Origin of the sequence: Vibrio sp. ED004 (assembly GCF_023206395.1) — a bacterium.
Taxonomy (GTDB): domain Bacteria; phylum Pseudomonadota; class Gammaproteobacteria; order Enterobacterales; family Vibrionaceae; genus Vibrio.
Genome location: NZ_CP066149.1, coordinates 526,763 through 543,369, shown reverse-complemented (window position 1 = coordinate 543,369; position 16,607 = coordinate 526,763). Strand labels below are relative to the sequence as shown.

Genomic DNA, 16,607 nt, shown 5'->3' with positions numbered 1-16,607 from the left:
GAAATCGCACACAGTGTCTATTTAACTTTTAATTGTCACAGACTGAAAAGAGTGAGTTTATGCTTAAATTCATTATGAAAAGGATATTCGAAGCGATTCCAACCATGTTGGTGTTGATCACTATATCTTTCTTTCTCATGCGTTTCGCACCGGGTAACCCGTTTTCAAGCGAACGTCCATTACCGCCAGAAGTTATGGCTAACATCGAAGCTAAATACGGCTTAGACAAACCAGTATTTGAACAATACACCACGTATTTGACAAATATCTTACAAGGTGACTTCGGTCCCTCGTTTAAATACCAAGATTACACAGTAAATGAGCTGATCGCGGTTGCACTTCCAGTATCTGCGAAGGTAGGTTTTATTGCCTTTATCTTTACCCTGATAATGGGAGTATCGGTCGGGACGATTGCCGCCTTGAAGCACAACACCTGGATCGACTACACCATAATGTCGACCGCCATGCTCGGGGTAGTAATGCCATCCTTCGTGTTGGCTCCTGCGCTTATTTACCTATTCTCTCTGCACTGGAACATATTCCCAGCAGGTGGTTGGCATGGCGGTACATTCATGTACATCGTGCTGCCTGTTATCGCGATGTCTCTTCTTTACGTAGCCACATTTGCTCGTATTACTCGCGGTAGCATGATTGAAACGTTAAACAGTAACTTTATCCGAACTGCACGTGCAAAAGGCCTAAGTTACCGTTACATCGTTCTAAAACATGCACTGAAGCCAGCACTGCTGCCTGTCGTTTCTTATATGGGACCTGCGTTTGTAGGTATCATTACAGGTTCTGTTGTTGTTGAAACTATCTTCGGCTTACCAGGTATCGGCAAGCTGTTTGTTAACGCCGCGTTTAACCGTGACTACTCGTTAGTAATGGGTGTAACCATCTTGATTGGTTTCCTATTCATCTTGTTCAACGCAATCGTTGATATTTTGCTAGCGCTGATTGACCCGAAAATTCGCTACTAACAGGGACGCATGGTTATGTTGAAGAAAAAAGAAAATTTAGAAGCGATCGAAAAGTTCTCTGAGAGCTTAGAAATTGAAGGTCGCAGTTTGTGGCAGGATGCCCGCATTCGTTTTATGCGAAACAAAGCAGCAATGGTAAGCCTGTTTATTCTTACGCTTATGGTACTGGCAGTTATCTTTTTACCGATGCTTGCTCAGTACACTTATGATGATACTGACTGGTACGCAATGCATGCAGCGCCAAGCGCGGACCACTGGTTTGGCACTGATAGCTTAGGCCGTGATTTGTATGTTCGTACGCTTATCGGTGGCCGTATCTCACTGATGGTTGGTGTGATGGGTGCATTCGTAGCGGTACTGATTGGTACGCTTTACGGTGCCGCTTCTGGCTTCATCGGTGGTCGTACTGACCGAGTGATGATGCGTATCCTAGAGATCTTGTACGCAGTACCATTCATGTTCCTAGTTATCGTTCTAGTAACATTCTTTGGTCGTAACATCATCTTAATCTTCGTTGCGATTGGTGCGATTGCTTGGCTAGATATGGCGCGGATTGTACGTGGTCAAACGCTGAGTTTACGTAGTAAAGAGTTCATTGAAGCAGCACACGTATGTGGTGTGAGCAAATGGAAGATCATTACGCGTCACATCGTACCGAACGTACTGGGTATCGTAGCGGTTTACTCTACGCTGCTTATTCCAAGTATGATCCTTACAGAATCATTCTTATCTTTCCTTGGTCTTGGTGTTCAAGAGCCTATGACAAGTTGGGGCGCATTGCTTCAAGAAGGTTCGCAAACAATGGAAGTTGCAATCTGGCAACTGACATTCCCTGCGGCATTCATGGTAGTTACGCTGTTCTGCTTTAACTACGTAGGTGATGGTCTGCGCGACGCGCTAGATCCAAAAGACAGATAAAGAAATAGCAATTAAAAGCTATAAAAGATTAAGGAAGCAATAATGAGCTTATTAGATGTCAAAGATCTGCGCGTCGAATTTACCACGCAAGATGGTATCGTAACCGCAGTAAACGACTTGAACTTCTCACTTAACCAAGGCGAAACGCTGGGTATCGTGGGTGAGTCAGGTTCAGGTAAATCACAAACGGTATTTGCACTGATGGGACTGCTGGCTAAGAACGGCATCATCTCGGGTAGCGCGAAGTTTGAAGGTAAAGAGATTCTTAACCTTCCAGAGAAAGAGCTGAACAAAGTTCGTGCTGAACAGATCGCGATGATCTTCCAAGATCCGATGACATCACTGAACCCTTACATGAAAGTAAGTGATCAGCTGATGGAAGTACTTATGCTGCACAAAGGCATGGGTAAAGCAGAGGCGTTTGAAGAATCAGTACGCATGCTTGAAGCGGTTAAAATCCCTGAAGCACGCAAGCGTATCACTATGTACCCACACGAATTTTCTGGCGGTATGCGTCAGCGTGTGATGATCGCAATGGCACTATTGTGTCGTCCTAAACTGCTTATCGCTGATGAACCAACAACCGCTTTGGATGTAACTATTCAAGCGCAAATCATGGAATTACTGAACGAATTGAAAGATGAGTTCAACACGGCAATCATCATGATCACCCACGATTTGGGTGTGGTTGCAGGGTCATGTGACAAGGTACTTGTGATGTACGCGGGTCGTACAATGGAGTACGGCACGGTTGATGAAATCTTCTATGAGCCAAGCCACCCATATGCAGAAGGCCTACTGAAAGCGATTCCTCGTTTGGATACAGAAGGTGAAATTCTACCGACTATTCCAGGTAATCCACCAAACTTACTTCGCCTACCAACAGGCTGTCCTTACCAAGACCGTTGTCACCGTGTAATGGACCGTTGTAAGCAAGAAGCACCTATTTTGACGCCATTTGGTAATGACCGTCAGCGTGCTTGTTTTTCTGACTGGGAGACTTGGACAAAATGAGTGTAGATAAGCAGTTATTATTAGATATTAAAGACCTGAAAGTTCACTTTAGCATCGCAGCTAAATCAGCGTGGCCTTGGGCAAAGCCGTCAAACCTGAAAGCCGTTGATGGCGTTGATATTCACCTTTACGAAGGGGAAACGCTGGGTGTAGTAGGTGAGTCTGGTTGTGGTAAATCGACATTTGCTCGCGCAATCATTGGTTTGGTTGAAGCGACAGACGGCGAAGTGATGTGGTTAGGTCAAGACCTAACTAAAATGCAGGAAGTACAGCGTCGTGAAACTCGTAAAGAGATTCAGATGATCTTCCAAGACCCACTGGCATCGCTTAACCCGCGTATGTCTGTTGGTGACATCATTGCTGAGCCTCTAGAGACTTTTTACCCAGAGCTTTCTAAACAGGAAGTGAAGGACCGAGTTAAAGAGATGATGGCAAAGGTTGGTCTACTACCAAACGTAATCAACCGTTACCCACACGAGTTCTCAGGCGGTCAGTGTCAGCGTATCGGTATCGCACGTGCTCTTATCTTAAAACCTAAGATGATCATCTGTGATGAACCTGTCTCGGCATTGGACGTATCTATCCAAGCTCAAGTAGTTAACCTTCTGAAGGAGCTACAAAAAGAGCTAGGTTTGTCTTTGGTATTCATCGCGCACGATTTGTCGGTTGTTAAACACATTTCTGACCGTGTGTTGGTGATGTACTTAGGCAACGCGGTAGAACTTGGCGAATCAGATGCATTGTTCTCTGATCCTAAGCACCCGTACACCAAAGCGTTGATGTCTGCAGTTCCAATTCCAGATCCTCGCTTAGAGCGCAGCAAAACCATTCAGATGTTGGAAGGTGATCTACCGTCACCAATCAATCCGCCATCAGGTTGTGTGTTCCGTACTCGTTGCCCACAAGCAACAGAGGCATGTGCGCAAACTAAGCCAACGATTCAAGGCGATGACGTTCACGCAGTATCTTGCTTGCACGTACAAGTCTAGAGCCTATTTAAAACGGTTCAGCCTGTGACAGGCTTAAGCGCGACTAGTTATTAGAGTCGCGCTTTTTTTGTCTTAGGGTTAGGCTTATTGGTCCGCTCAACAAGCTTCATCAAAATATTCGAACAACTAAGCCAACTTCTTCTAGTTTTGAAAAAGTTGGCTTTTTTTATACTAGAGAAAAGTTAGCATCACAGAGGTTTGGATATGGGCAAGTTAGTTGAAGGTGTTTGGCACGATGTGTGGTACGACACTAAAGAAAGCGGTGGTAAGTTCGTTCGTGAAGATGCGGGCTTTCGCAACTGGGTTGAAAATAAAGCCGGAGCGCAATTTGAGCCAGAAAGTGGTCGTTACCACTTATACGTTTCGTTAGCTTGTCCGTGGGCGCATCGCACGCTGATTTTCCGTGAACTGAAAGACCTAACCGATCATATCGATGTGACAGTAGTTTGCCCTGACATGATGAGTGAAGGGTGGCAAATGGGCTTGCCTGAGCCTCTATTCGGTCACACTCGCATGCACCAAATCTACACCCAAGCCAAACCGGACTATTCAGGTCGAGTCACGGTTCCTGTTTTATGGGATAAGAAAACCAACACCATCGTGAGCAACGAGTCGTCTGAAATCATCCGCATGTTTAACTCAGAATTTAATGAGCTAACGGGTAACACCGACGACTACTACCCATGGGAGTTGGCGAGCAAGATTGACGAATGGAACGACTACATCTATCCGAACATCAATAACGGCGTTTATCGTACCGGTTTTGCGACCACACAAGAGGCTTATGAAGAAGCGTATGACGCTTTATTTGAAGCGTTAGACAAAGTGGACGCCCATCTTAGCGAACACCGTTATCTGGCGGGTAATGAGATTACAGAGGCGGATTGGCGGTTGTTTACCACTTTGGTTCGATTCGATGCTGTGTATGTAGGTCACTTCAAGTGTAACAAGCAGCGAATTGCGGACTATGAAAATATTCAGGGATACCTAAAAGAGCTGTATCAAATCGAAGGCATCAAAGAGACGACCGATTTTTACCATATCAAACGTCACTACTATTACAGCCATACGGGCATCAACCCAACTCAGGTTGTCCCTAAAGGACCTGAGTTAGATTTAGAGTCCGATCATGGACGTGTTCTCTAAGCTGGTAGAATAATATTCCGTCCTGACTCTTTGGCTTTATAGAGTGCTTTATCGGTATTTTGTAAAGCTTTATCTAATTGATACTGAGTACACTGGTTAGGTAGTTCGATTAGCCCTCCGCTGATCGTAACATTTAGACTGGATTGATTATTTAGTATTACGAGTTTCTCAATACTCGATCTCAGTTTTTCACTGTCTTCTAGTGCTTGTTGAAAGTCAGCGGTGCAAAAAATGACACAAAACTCTTCTCCGCCAATACGGTAAGTTTTGCTGGTGGGAATGACTCTCCCTATCTCTTTAACAATTGCTTTTAACACTTTGTCCCCAGCACTGTGGCCATAAGTATCATTAATGCGTTTGAACCAATCTAAGTCGAAATGAAGAAGGTGACTTTTTGCACAACAGTGCAACTTATAGGAGGCATCTTGCTGCAAAGCTAAACGGTTCCAAGCACCTGTAAGTGCATCTGTTCTTACCAGCTGCTCTAGACGCTTTTGCACGCCAATTCTCACTGTTTCATGGTTATAAGCAACAACCCAAATCATCACGTAAGGGATCATGAAATTTACGAAAGCAAGTGGATAAGTACCTTCAATAAATAGGTTCGGGAAGTAAATGAATGTGGTTGCGATGAGCATTGAAAATGTGGCGATAGACCCTATAAGCCGATCGAAAAGTAGCTGATAAAGAGCTGGTAAAACGTAAACCCACATCACAATCGCAGAGTGCGGTTTTGTATGAGCGAAACCATAAAGTAATCCGATAGTCACCGCTGCAGCTATAGCAAATGGCTGCCAGGAAAGTGTTTGATTATTTTTAACTTTATAATAAACATGGAGAAAGGTCGTCGATATTAAGAGCTCCATCACTCCTAAGATGTAATCATGGCTAATGAAAAAATTTGTCGCAGCTACTACAAGAACAAACAGCGCGAGTATAATGCTGACATTCTTGAGAACGAGATCTCTGATTGTGGTGTTATTGGCGAACTCTATAGACATGGGACTCACTTAATAAAATACCTTATCGGAATGGTATACCTTATTTAAGTCAAAAAAAACCCTAGATAAACATCTAGGGTTTTTGCTTTCTACAAAAGAAAATTAGTTAATTACTTTTTCTTCAGCTTGAGCTGCTTGGTCTGCTTGGATAGCCGTTAGAGCTACTGTGTAAACGATGTCGTCTACTAGAGCGCCACGAGACAAGTCATTTACTGGTTTGCGCATACCTTGAAGCATTGGACCGATAGATACTAGGTCTGCTGAACGCTGTACAGCTTTGTAAGTCGTGTTACCAGTGTTTAGGTCTGGGAATACGAATACAGTTGCTTTACCTGCTACTGGAGAGTTTGGTGCTTTAGAAGCAGCAACGTTTTCCATGATAGCCGCGTCGTACTGTAGAGGGCCGTCGATCACTAGATCAGGACGTTTCTCTTGAGCAATCTTAGTTGCTTCACGTACTTTATCTACGTCTGCACCCTTACCAGATTCACCAGTAGAGTAAGAGATCATAGCAACGCGTGGGTCGATACCGAATGCCGCAGCAGAATCTGCAGATTGGATAGCGATTTCAGCAAGCTGTTCAGCGGTTGGATCTGGGTTGATCGCACAGTCACCGTATACAAGAACTTGATCAGGCAGAAGCATGAAGAAGATTGAAGATACGATAGAAGCATCAGGGGCCGTCTTGATGATCTGGAACGGAGGAACGATAGTGTTCGCCGTTGTGTGAACAGCACCAGAAACTAGGCCGTCAACTTCACCAGCTTCAAGCATCATAGTACCTAGGAATACTGAATCTTCTAGCTTCTCACGAGCTACAACTTCAGTCATACCTTTAGCGCCACGAAGTTCTACTAGACGAGCTACGTAGTTTTCGCGAACTGATGCAGAATCTATGATCTCAACGCCAGCGCCAAGCTCAACACCTTGCTGTGCAGCAACACGACGGATTTCTTCTGGGTTACCTAGAAGTACACAAGTCGCGATACCGCGCTCAGCACAGATAGCCGCAGCTTTAACTGTACGTGGCTCATCACCTTCAGGAAGAACGATGCGCTTAGCCGCTTTACGAGCGAATTCAGTTAGCTGGTAACGGAATGCTGGTGGGCTTAGACGACGGATGCCTTGAGTGCCTTCAGATAGAGAATCAATCCAAGGGCCATCGATGTGGCTTGCAACGTGATCGTTAACGAACTCGATACGCTCTTTATCGTCTGCAGGAACTTCTAGGTTGAAGCTCTGTAGGTTTAGAGACGTCTGCCAAGTGTTACCTTGCGCTTTGAAGATCGGTAGACCTGAAGCGAATGCTGGTGCACATAGGTTAGCAATGCTTTCTGGGATGTCGTAACCGCCAGTAAGCAGGATTGCGCCAATCTCAACACCGTTTTTCGCAGCAAGAGCCGCAGCAACGATAACGTCAGGACGGTCTGCAGAAGTTACTAGCAGTGAACCTGGCTTAAAGTGCTCAATCATGTGCGGTAGAGAGCGTGCACAGAAAGTGATGCTCTTAATACGACGAGTCGCGATTTCACCTTCGTTGATGATTTCAGCGTTAAGGTGCTTAGCCATATCAACCGCACGAGTTGCGATTAGGTCGATGCTCCATGGCACACAGCCAAGAACACGGATAGGGCTAGAGTTGAAGATTTGCATTACTTCAAGGTTCGCTTGCTGAGCTGTATCTGCATCGTCGAAGATTTCAGATAGGTCAGGGCGAGTACGGCCAGCTTCATCAACAGGAGCGTTAAGCTTGTTGATGATTACGCCTTTGATGTTCTTGTTCTTAGTACCGCCGAAGTTAGAACATGCTACTTCGATACGCTCTTTAAGTTGCGTAGGGTTGTCAGTACCAGGAGTCGCAACAAATACGATCTCCGCGCCAAGTGTCTTCGCGATTTCCGCGTTTACTTGGTTAGCAAATGGGTGCTTACGAGTAGGTACTAGACCTTCGATTAGCGTTACTTCTGCGTCTTTGTTGATCTTGTTGTATTGCTCAACAACAGACTCAAGAAGTACGTCCATTTTTTCGCTACCGATCAAAGCTTCAGCTTTAGTCATTGCGATTGGCTCACCAATCTTAATGTCGCTGTTTACGCTGATAATAGTAGACGTTAGATCTGGTTGATCACCACCGCTGCGAGGCTGGGCGATTGGCTTGTAGAAAGAAACACTTACGCCCTTACGCTCCATAGCGCGAAGAACACCCATGCTAACACTAGTAAGACCAACACCAGCGCTTGTAGGGATAAGCATAATAGTACGTGACATTGACGAACACCTTTGACTATTGGAAATAAAAAAAGCTCAACTGCTATTCCCACCGATATTTAAATTGGGGTAGGAATAGAAGTTGAGCCCCATTTTCTTGATATGAAAAACTGACTAGCTTCGAGTGAAGCTAGTCAGGAAAATCAATTAAAGACCTGCTAGTTTCGCAGTGTCTTCAGCAATTACTAGCTCTTCGTTAGTAGAGATAACCATTGCTGGGATACGGCTGTTAGCTGTAGTGATAGTACCTTCGCCGCCGAAACGAGCTTTAAGGTTAGCTTCACCGTCAACTTCGATGCCGAAGATGCCTAGGCGGTTAAGAACCATTTCACGGATTGGGCCAGAGTTCTCGCCGATGCCGCCAGTGAAAGTGATTGCGTCTAGACGACCTTCTAGAGTTGCAGTGTAACCAGCTACGTACTTAGCTAGACGGTGACAGAACACGTCCATTGCACGAGTTGCTTCTTCTTTCTCACCGTAGTTGTCTTCAACGAAACGACAGTCAGAAGTCACTTCAGTCAGACCAGCAAGACCAGACTCTTTAGTTAGCATGTTGTTGATTTCTTCAACAGAGTAACCAAGAGCGTCGTGTAGGTGGAAGATGATCGCAGGATCTAGGTCACCACAACGAGTACCCATTACAAGACCTTCAAGAGGAGTAAGACCCATAGAAGTATCTACAGATTGACCGTTCTTGATAGCACATACAGAAGCGCCGTTACCTAGGTGACAGTTGATGATGTTAACTTCTTCAACTGGCTTGTTTAGTAGGCCTGCAACTTCACGAGTGATGAATAGGTGAGAAGTACCGTGCATGCCGTAACGACGGATGCCGTGCTCTTTGTACAGGTTGTACGGTAGAGCGTATAGGTAAGACTCAGAAGGCATTGTTTGGTGGAACGCAGTGTCGAATACAGCAACGTTTTTAAGGCCTGGGAAGTTCTGTTGAGCAGCTTCGATACCGATAAGGTGAGCTGGGTTGTGAAGAGGTGCGAAAGTCGCAGCGTCTTGAATACCCTTAAGTACTTCATCAGTGATAAGTGCAGAAGAAGTGAACTGCTCGCCACCGTGTACGATACGGTGACCGATAGCGCCAAGGTTAGCTTTAAGCTCAGGCTTAGAAGCAAGAATAGTTTCTACCATGAAAGATAGTGCTTCTACGTGAGCTGCGCCCGCGCCTAGTTGTGCTTCGTGCTTGCCATCAAGTTTCCACTTCATACGAGCTTCTGGAAGACCCAGACACTCAGCAAGACCAGTTAGGTGCTCAGCACCTGTTTCTGCATCAACCACAGCGAATTTAAGAGAAGAACTACCACAGTTTAAAACTAAAACTAGCTTAGACATTAATGACTACCTGTTAATTTTTCTGATCGAAATCAGTTAAGGATGAAAATTAATCTCAAGAATAGACGAAGCACGGTAGCTTGCGTACTAACCTTGGTCAAAAAAACGTTAATTTCCGTATAAAGTGAAAGCGCACTTTTTCAAAAAAAGAGGCTTGTGCATTCCTTGCAGAAGTCTTCTCAAAGTTGCTTAAATTGTAAATAAGGGCAACAATGAGATTGAGGTCTGCAAATAATAGCGATATTGTGCAAATATAACAAAAAAATTTGAAAGAATATTATTTTTCGTCAAATTTTTGTGTTTTTAGTTGATGATTTCAACTTTTTTTTAATGGGAGACTCATATGAGCAATAGAGTTGGTTTAGCTAGCAGTTTAAAAGATGGCCAAAAGTACATGGATCTCTGGCCTGTTCGAAAAGAGTTAAACGCTATTTTCCCTGAGCAACGCATCATTAAAGCGACGCGCTTTGGTGTAAAGGTGATGCCCGCGATAGCTGCTATCAGCGTTCTTACGCAAATGGTCTTTAATAATTACCAAGCGATGCCACAAGCTGTGGTTATGGCTTTGTTTGCTATTAGTTTGCCGCTTCAAGGCATGTGGTGGTTAGGTAACCGCTCAAATACACAACTTCCTCCAGCGTTAGTATCGTGGTATCGCGAACTGCACGAGAAGATCACTGAAACGGGTTTTGCGTTAGAGCCAATGAAGCCACGCCCTCGTTATAAGGAATTGGCGATCATTCTGAATCGTGCGTTCCGTCAGTTAGACAAATCTTCAATGGAACGTTGGTTCTAAGAAAACCTCACATCTCCCTATCGTCTGAGAACGGCTACACATCGTTGATAGCATGTTCTCAGATTCGTTCTTCGTGACACTTTTCGTTCATATTCCCCTTTGTTGTTCATTTTATTTGCCTTTTGTTATTCACTTCGTTTCTTATCAATGGATTCAACTCAACCAGCCTTTTGACGCATAATTCGAGCTTTGTTGTGTTTTTGTTAAATATCACTTCAGGTTATCAAAAGTTACTGGCAATAATATCAATAGTGAATTTAATGTTGTGATCTCTCTAGATCGAGCAATAACAACGCGCGCTTGATGAAGGGAGTATTGATGGGTTCTGTAAGAAAAGTATTAACGGCTGCGTTAAGCGGTTGTCTGTTGCTATGGGCTAGCAATGTAACAGCAAATATTGCCAAAGTATCGGTGTCACAAGTTGTAGACCATCCAGATCTAAATGCCACACGCTTAGGGCTCCTTGAAGGATTAAGGGCTAAAGGCTATGAACCCGGTAAGAACTTAGAGTTTTCTTATGAAATGGCAGATGGGAATCCAGCTCAAGCCGCCAAAATTGCCAGAGAGCTCGTCAGTGAAAATCCTCATGTATTGGTAGGTATCGCAACACCGACTTCACGAGCCTTAGTATCGGCGACTCGCTCGATTCCTATCGTGTTTACCGCAGTTACGGATCCTATTGGCGCTAGGCTCGTCAAACAATTAGAAAAGCCGGGGCGTAATGTCACGGGGCTTTCTGACCTATCTCCGATCACTCAGCATGTGTCATTAATCAAAGAACTGCTTCCTGAAGCTAACTCAATCGGTGTTGTGTACAACCCAGCAGAAGCAAACGCAGTGGCGCTGGTTGGACTGTTAAAGAAAGCGACACGAGACTTTGGTTTTACTCTTTACACAGAAAGAGCACTCACCATTGATGATGTAGAATCAAAAGCAGAATCAGTGGCAAAGAAATCGGATGTTATCTACGCCTTAACGGACAACACTGTTGCGAGCGGCATGGAGGGTCTTATCAACGCTGCTAACCACGCTGATACGCCAGTCGTCGCAGGCGCTACATCTTATGTAGGAAAAGGCGCTATTGCAGGTTTAGGTTTAGATTATTATGACGTTGGGGTACAAACTGCGGATTATGTAGCGGCTATTCTCAATGGACAGAAACCTGGAAAATTGAGCGTTAAAACCGCACAAAGCTCACAACTGGTGGTGAATCTAGAAGCTGCTCGTGAGTTGGGTGTAACATTGCCTCAATCGGTGATCGACCTCGCGGTAGTCAGTCGCTAAAAGGTCTACTTCAAACGCGATCTATGCTTGGTGATAGGCCTATTCATTTGATAATTTTGAGAGAAATCGTCTTACTGAAAACAAAGTGGGTCTACAAAGCGTGATCTACTTTGACTGACGATATTTTTCTGATTGTCGCCAACAAATAATTTCATATCTTAAGCAAATTAAACATTGCTCGAGAACCACTATGAAGCCATTTATCTTTCATGCTCAAACCCCCGATTACTTCCACGAAAAAGACGGCATTCTGACCGTTAAGTTAATGACTGACCGCAGTGATTGGAATAGGGTTCTCTTGAGGCATGAGCCGGATAACGAAGAGTATCTGCTTGATATGAGCAAAGTCGGTACTGAAGGTCGATTGACGGTGTGGCAAGTCTCTTTTCCTGTCAATGCAGACAGAGATATTACTCACTATGTGTTCAAGTTAGTCGACTCAACAGAACAGCACTGGCTTGATGCTAGAGGCGTACATAGTCGCGTTCCAAGCCGTGAGTTTCATTTCAAGTTTAATGCCCATCACCGCCCGCCATCATGGGTGTCGGAGCAGGTCTTCTACCAAATCTTCCCAGAACGTTTTTGCAATGGTAACCCGAGTATCAGTGTTAAAGCCGGGGAATATCGCCTAAAAGAAAACACCTTAGATGTCGTTGTTAAAGAGTGGGGCGATTCTGTTGAAGGGCGCAATGGAACAGGGGCTGCTGAGTTTTTTGGTGGCGATTTGGCGGGCATTCATAACAAGCTAGACTACTTACAAGAGCTAGGTATTACCGCCTTGTACCTAAACCCGATCTTCCAATCACCGAGTAATCATAAATACGACACGACTGATTACTACAAGGTCGACCCACACTTTGGCAAGAATGAAGAGTTCGCTGCGCTCTCTAGCGATATCCATGCACGTGACATGAAAATTGTCTTAGATGCCGTGTTCAACCATACGTCAGTAGAGCACCCTTGGTTTGATAAACTCAAAACCAACAGTCCAAATCTGAACTCAGAGCAAGGGGCTTATGGTCATTCTGATTCTCCTTATCATGACTATTACTTCTTCAAACCAAGTGATTCAACTCAGTACGTAGGATGGAAAGGTATCTCATCGCTCCCTGTTTTAAATTTCTCTAACGAAGCAGTTCGAGATCATATCTACCAATCCGAAGAGTCAGTAACCAAACATTGGCTGAAAGCGCCTTACCACATCGATGGTTGGCGTTTCGATGTGATCCATATGCTAGGGGAAGGTGAGGGCGCCTATAACAATGCGCATTATGTGAAGGCATTCCGTGACTCAGCTAAAGCCGTGAACTCAGAGGCGTATATCTTAGGAGAGCATTTCTTTGAGGCCAGCCAATGGTTACAAGGAGAGCAAGAAGACGGGTCAATGAACTACTACGGTTTTGCTCATCCTGTGCGCGCGTTATTGGCGAAGCAAGACATCGCTTATGAGCCAATCAATATTGACATGTACACTTTCTCTGGTTGGTTAGCAGAAGCAAGAGCTAAGGTGCCATGGTTGAATCAGTTATCGCAACTGAATCAATTGGATAGTCACGATACGGCACGGATGTTGACGCTTCTCAATGGCGATGAAGCGAAACAAAAATTGGCTCTGACTTTGTTATTCACTTACGTTGGGACGCCGTGTTTGTACTACGGAACCGAGGTGGGTTTAGAAGGTGGTCAAGACCCGGATAATCGCAGATGTTTTCCGTGGGGAGCAGAGCAAACATCCCATTGGTTCTCATTCCATCAAGCGTTGATTAGCTTGCGAACAGAACGCAGAAGCATACAAAGTGGTGCTTACTTAGAGTTGTATTGTGACGCTGAAACCTTAGTGTTTGCTCGTTGCCTAGGAGGGGAAAAGACCTTAGTTGTATTAAACTTATCTAACAAAGAAAAGTCGCTAGCTTTACCTGTATGGATGCTTGGACAAGAGCAAGGCGAAGTGGTCGCTTTGCTTGGTCAAATAGAACGTGTTTTGATCTGCAACGGTTCCGCAAATATAGTTATTCCAGCGATGCAGTCGATGATTTTTGACGTCGACAATAAACTGGATTAAATCACTCAAGACTAGCCCTGCTTAGTCTGGGCTAGTTTTTAAAGCTTTAAGTGAATGGGAAAGATCGATTCATATCAATTTACACTCTTTTACCTCGTGGGAAATGACAATTAATGTAATAATATTAATGGGGTAAATGAAAATAGCTGAGCGCTAAGAGCAAATCATATGAAAGTAAATAGGCACTTTAGCCTTACCTTTATCTTCGGGTTTCCCGCGGTGATCGCGACGATGCTGCTTGGCTTAATCGGAAAGAACCATTTTGATTCGGTTAAAAAAGACATCGACAGCGAGTTCCATCGTATCGAAGAGGTGTTCAAAAGAACCACAAAAGTGGTGACTGCTCTAGATTACAGCTTCTCAAACTACTACAAATCCGGAAACCCTCTCTTTCTCGATCACAACAAACACGTTGTGGATGGGCTTTGCCAAATCTGGCCTATTGATGTGTTACTCCTCGCGGATGGTAAAACTTCAGACATTCCTTCTGTCGATATCGACTACATGCTGGTCGGCCAAGAATCCCTTTGTTCCGAAACCAGTGATAGCTACAAGAGCGCCTCAGAAAAGATAGCTCTAGCTCCTATTCTTTCATTTTTATCTCAGCTTGATGAATACCACGACGGCGTGCACTTTATTGATACGAGTGGCTATGTGATCTCTTCGCCGGAAGATTTTGCCAAAGGACTCAGTAAAGAGCTGCTCTCGACCATCAAGAGTCGTCCTTACTGGCAGAAAACCGCCAACAACCCTGACCAACTCACTCTTTCTGGCCCTGGTTATCGTTTTGATTCCCTTGACCGAATGATCAGTATGACCATCCCTGTATTCCATAAAGGCGTTCACCAAGGGATGCTGTCGGTGGATATTAATGCTGGCAGGTTGCTTGAGAACTCTAATGAGCATCTGGCTGGTCGGATAGATATTATCGATACCACTCGCTCTGCGCCGATTGATAGTGCGGCTTTCTACCATGAGATTAACCTCGAAGGTGTCGCATCCCACCATGCCATGTACTACGAATTAGATATTGCCAAAGAGATTGAACACTTTTTCGTATATGAGAAAGACAGTCTTATCGTTGCTATCATTGTCTATCTTTTCTCTGTCACGATCTTTTTCTATGTCAATTCGACTATTGAACGAGGTTACTTCAAAGAGCTCGCAGCGAAAGACCCTATGACAGGGCTGTTAAACCGACGTGGCTTAGAAGCGTTTTGGCGAAGCGTAGACCACGATCAATTGTTTGCCTTAACTGTATTTGATATCGATGATTTCAAGTTAATCAATGATACTTATGGCCATGACAAAGGTGATGATGTGATTCGTTATATGTCGCGCCAGATCAGTAACAGTGTTCGAAGCAGTGATGTAGCCGCAAGGTTTGGTGGAGAAGAGTTTGTCGTTTACATGAAAGGTGATGATCGTGAAACTCTGATGAGAACACTAGAGCGCGTGAAAAACGCAATCAGTGTCAAGTCAGCTGATATTGTTCCGAATGGATTTACGGTGTCTGGCGGTGTCTGCATTGTAGAAACCGAGCAAAGTAAGCTCAACTTCGAAGAGATATTTAAGTACGCCGATGAAAAGCTTTATTTGGCTAAGACGACGGGTAAAGACCGTCTCGAATTTTAGCCACGTTATTTAATCGGCGTATTGTTAGAAATCAGGTACAGCCAGCTTGTTCGAAAATTTAAACAGATTGGCAGTACTGCTCTTGATAACGTTTAATTTGCTCGACGATTGGAGCCGCTTTTTTGTAGGTCCTGATCTCACGAAACAGCTCTTCAGCTTCCGGGTATTCTTTACGTAGATACACAAACCACTGTTTTACGCGGTTTGGATAATACAGACCTTTATCACCCTCAATTTCGAACTCAGAGTAACGCAGCAGCAGGGCAATCACTTGTTGCCAAGGCATTGGCTGGTTGTTGTGTTTAACGACGTTCCCAAGGTTTGGAACGTTGAATGCACCACGACAGACCATCAATGAATCGATGCCTGTGGCTTTGATGCAATCTTGACCATCTTGGTAATTCCAGATCTCACCATTTGCAATCAACGGCAGCGAGGTTTTCTGACGGATCTGATTGATGTAATCCCACTTGATTTCACTGGCCTTGTAACCACCGGCTTTGGTTCTTGCATGCACGGTCAGTTCGTCGGCTTTTGCTTGTTCAATAGCATCGACAATCTCAAAGCACTCATTTGGGTGTTCCCAACCTAAGCGAATCTTCGCGGAAACAGGGATATGTGCGGGCACCGCTTCTCGCGTTGCTTTGACGACTTGGTAGATAAGCCCAGGCTCTTTCAACAGAGACGCACCACCGTTACTCTTGTTTACCGCTTTTGCTGGGCAACCAAAGTTAAGGTCTATGCCTTTCGCACCAAGGCTTGCAGCTTGGATTGCGTTTTCTGCCATCCATTTTGGGTGTTGTCCGAGTAGCTGAACGTGAACAGGAACACCGGCCATGGTTTGAGAGCCTTGGTGGAGTTCTGGACACAAGCGATGGAATACATGCGGTGGCAGTAATTGATCCGTAACGCGAACAAATTCAGTGACACAGAGGTCGTAATCATTGATCTCTGTGAGAATTTCACGCATTAGGTGGTCTAGAACGCCCTCCATCGGGCCAAGTATTACTCGCATGCTGATCTACCGAAACATCTCTGTCCTGAAATTAAGAGGCGTGATTGTACGGTGTGCTTACAGGATTGTCACTATGAGTGTGGAGTACCCACCTTAATGATGGTTTCGTCTCTTAATAGCGACATTTTAGCGGGGATAACGTTATAATATCGAAA

At 44.6% G+C, this 16,607-nt stretch carries 13 protein-coding genes; 9 read left to right on the top strand and 4 right to left on the bottom strand.

Annotation, left to right across the window (positions count from 1 at the left end; genetic code table 11):
• Positions 1-59 precede the first annotated feature (59 nt).
• The 5 genes from oppB (at position 60) to ITG10_RS02245 (ending at position 5,047) form a co-directional block, all read left to right on the top strand.
• Positions 60-980 (top strand): oligopeptide ABC transporter permease OppB, encoded by a 921-nt coding sequence (oppB, locus tag ITG10_RS02265; protein ID WP_017632504.1) that lies wholly within the window; start codon positions 60-62, stop codon positions 978-980.
• 15 nt (positions 981-995) lie between these two features.
• On the top strand, positions 996-1,898 hold the full coding sequence (gene oppC, locus ITG10_RS02260) for an oligopeptide ABC transporter permease OppC (RefSeq protein ID WP_019823598.1): 903 nt from the start codon (positions 996-998) through the stop codon (positions 1,896-1,898).
• A 42-nt stretch (positions 1,899-1,940) separates the two neighbouring features.
• Positions 1,941-2,912, top strand: a complete 972-nt coding sequence (locus ITG10_RS02255; protein ID WP_017632506.1) for an ABC transporter ATP-binding protein — start codon at positions 1,941-1,943, stop codon at positions 2,910-2,912.
• Positions 2,909-3,901: a murein tripeptide/oligopeptide ABC transporter ATP binding protein OppF gene (gene oppF / locus ITG10_RS02250; protein ID WP_017632507.1), complete on the top strand. Its 993-nt coding sequence runs from the start codon at positions 2,909-2,911 to the stop codon at positions 3,899-3,901. The genes ITG10_RS02255 and oppF overlap by 4 nt, the downstream gene beginning before the upstream one ends.
• Before the next feature lie 204 nt (positions 3,902-4,105).
• Positions 4,106-5,047, top strand: coding sequence for a glutathione S-transferase family protein (locus ITG10_RS02245; protein WP_017632508.1), 942 nt, complete (start codon positions 4,106-4,108; stop codon positions 5,045-5,047).
• Here ITG10_RS02245 and ITG10_RS02240 read toward each other — a convergent pair.
• The 3 genes from ITG10_RS02240 to ITG10_RS02230 all read right to left on the bottom strand — a co-directional run bounded on the left by ITG10_RS02240 (position 5,044) and on the right by ITG10_RS02230 (position 9,660).
• The gene (locus tag ITG10_RS02240; RefSeq protein ID WP_017632509.1) at positions 5,044-6,048 is read right to left on the bottom strand and encodes a GGDEF domain-containing protein; all 1,005 of its coding nucleotides are present in this window, start codon (positions 6,046-6,048) and stop codon (positions 5,044-5,046) included. The genes ITG10_RS02245 and ITG10_RS02240 overlap by 4 nt on opposite strands.
• Before the next feature lie 102 nt (positions 6,049-6,150).
• Positions 6,151-8,316 carry a phosphate acetyltransferase gene (gene pta, locus ITG10_RS02235; protein WP_017632510.1) on the bottom strand — a complete coding sequence of 722 codons (2,166 nt, stop codon included), beginning with the start codon at positions 8,314-8,316 and terminating at the stop codon, positions 6,151-6,153.
• Positions 8,317-8,463: 147 nt separating this feature from the next.
• Positions 8,464-9,660, bottom strand: coding sequence for an acetate kinase (locus ITG10_RS02230; protein WP_010437209.1), 1,197 nt, complete (start codon positions 9,658-9,660; stop codon positions 8,464-8,466).
• A 343-nt stretch (positions 9,661-10,003) separates the two neighbouring features.
• On the opposite strand from ITG10_RS02230, the gene yfbV reads away from it, so the two are divergent.
• The 4 genes from yfbV (at position 10,004) to ITG10_RS02210 (ending at position 15,437) form a co-directional block, all read left to right on the top strand.
• Positions 10,004-10,456 carry a terminus macrodomain insulation protein YfbV gene (gene yfbV, locus ITG10_RS02225; RefSeq protein WP_017062168.1) on the top strand — a complete coding sequence of 151 codons (453 nt, stop codon included), beginning with the start codon at positions 10,004-10,006 and terminating at the stop codon, positions 10,454-10,456.
• Between the two features lie 318 nt (positions 10,457-10,774).
• Complete coding sequence (locus tag ITG10_RS02220; protein ID WP_248386666.1) at positions 10,775-11,740, top strand: ABC transporter substrate-binding protein; 966 nt, start codon at positions 10,775-10,777, stop codon at positions 11,738-11,740.
• Positions 11,741-11,930: 190 nt separating this feature from the next.
• The gene (gene malZ / locus ITG10_RS02215) at positions 11,931-13,802 is read left to right on the top strand and encodes a maltodextrin glucosidase (protein ID WP_017632511.1); all 1,872 of its coding nucleotides are present in this window, start codon (positions 11,931-11,933) and stop codon (positions 13,800-13,802) included.
• A gap of 168 nt (positions 13,803-13,970) precedes the next feature.
• Complete coding sequence (locus ITG10_RS02210; protein ID WP_017632512.1) at positions 13,971-15,437, top strand: sensor domain-containing diguanylate cyclase; 1,467 nt, start codon at positions 13,971-13,973, stop codon at positions 15,435-15,437.
• 58 nt (positions 15,438-15,495) lie between these two features.
• Here ITG10_RS02210 and dusC read toward each other — a convergent pair whose 3' ends face one another.
• Positions 15,496-16,452, bottom strand: a complete 957-nt coding sequence (dusC, locus tag ITG10_RS02205; protein WP_248386665.1) for a tRNA dihydrouridine(16) synthase DusC — start codon at positions 16,450-16,452, stop codon at positions 15,496-15,498.
• Between the last annotated feature and the right edge of the window lie 155 nt (positions 16,453-16,607).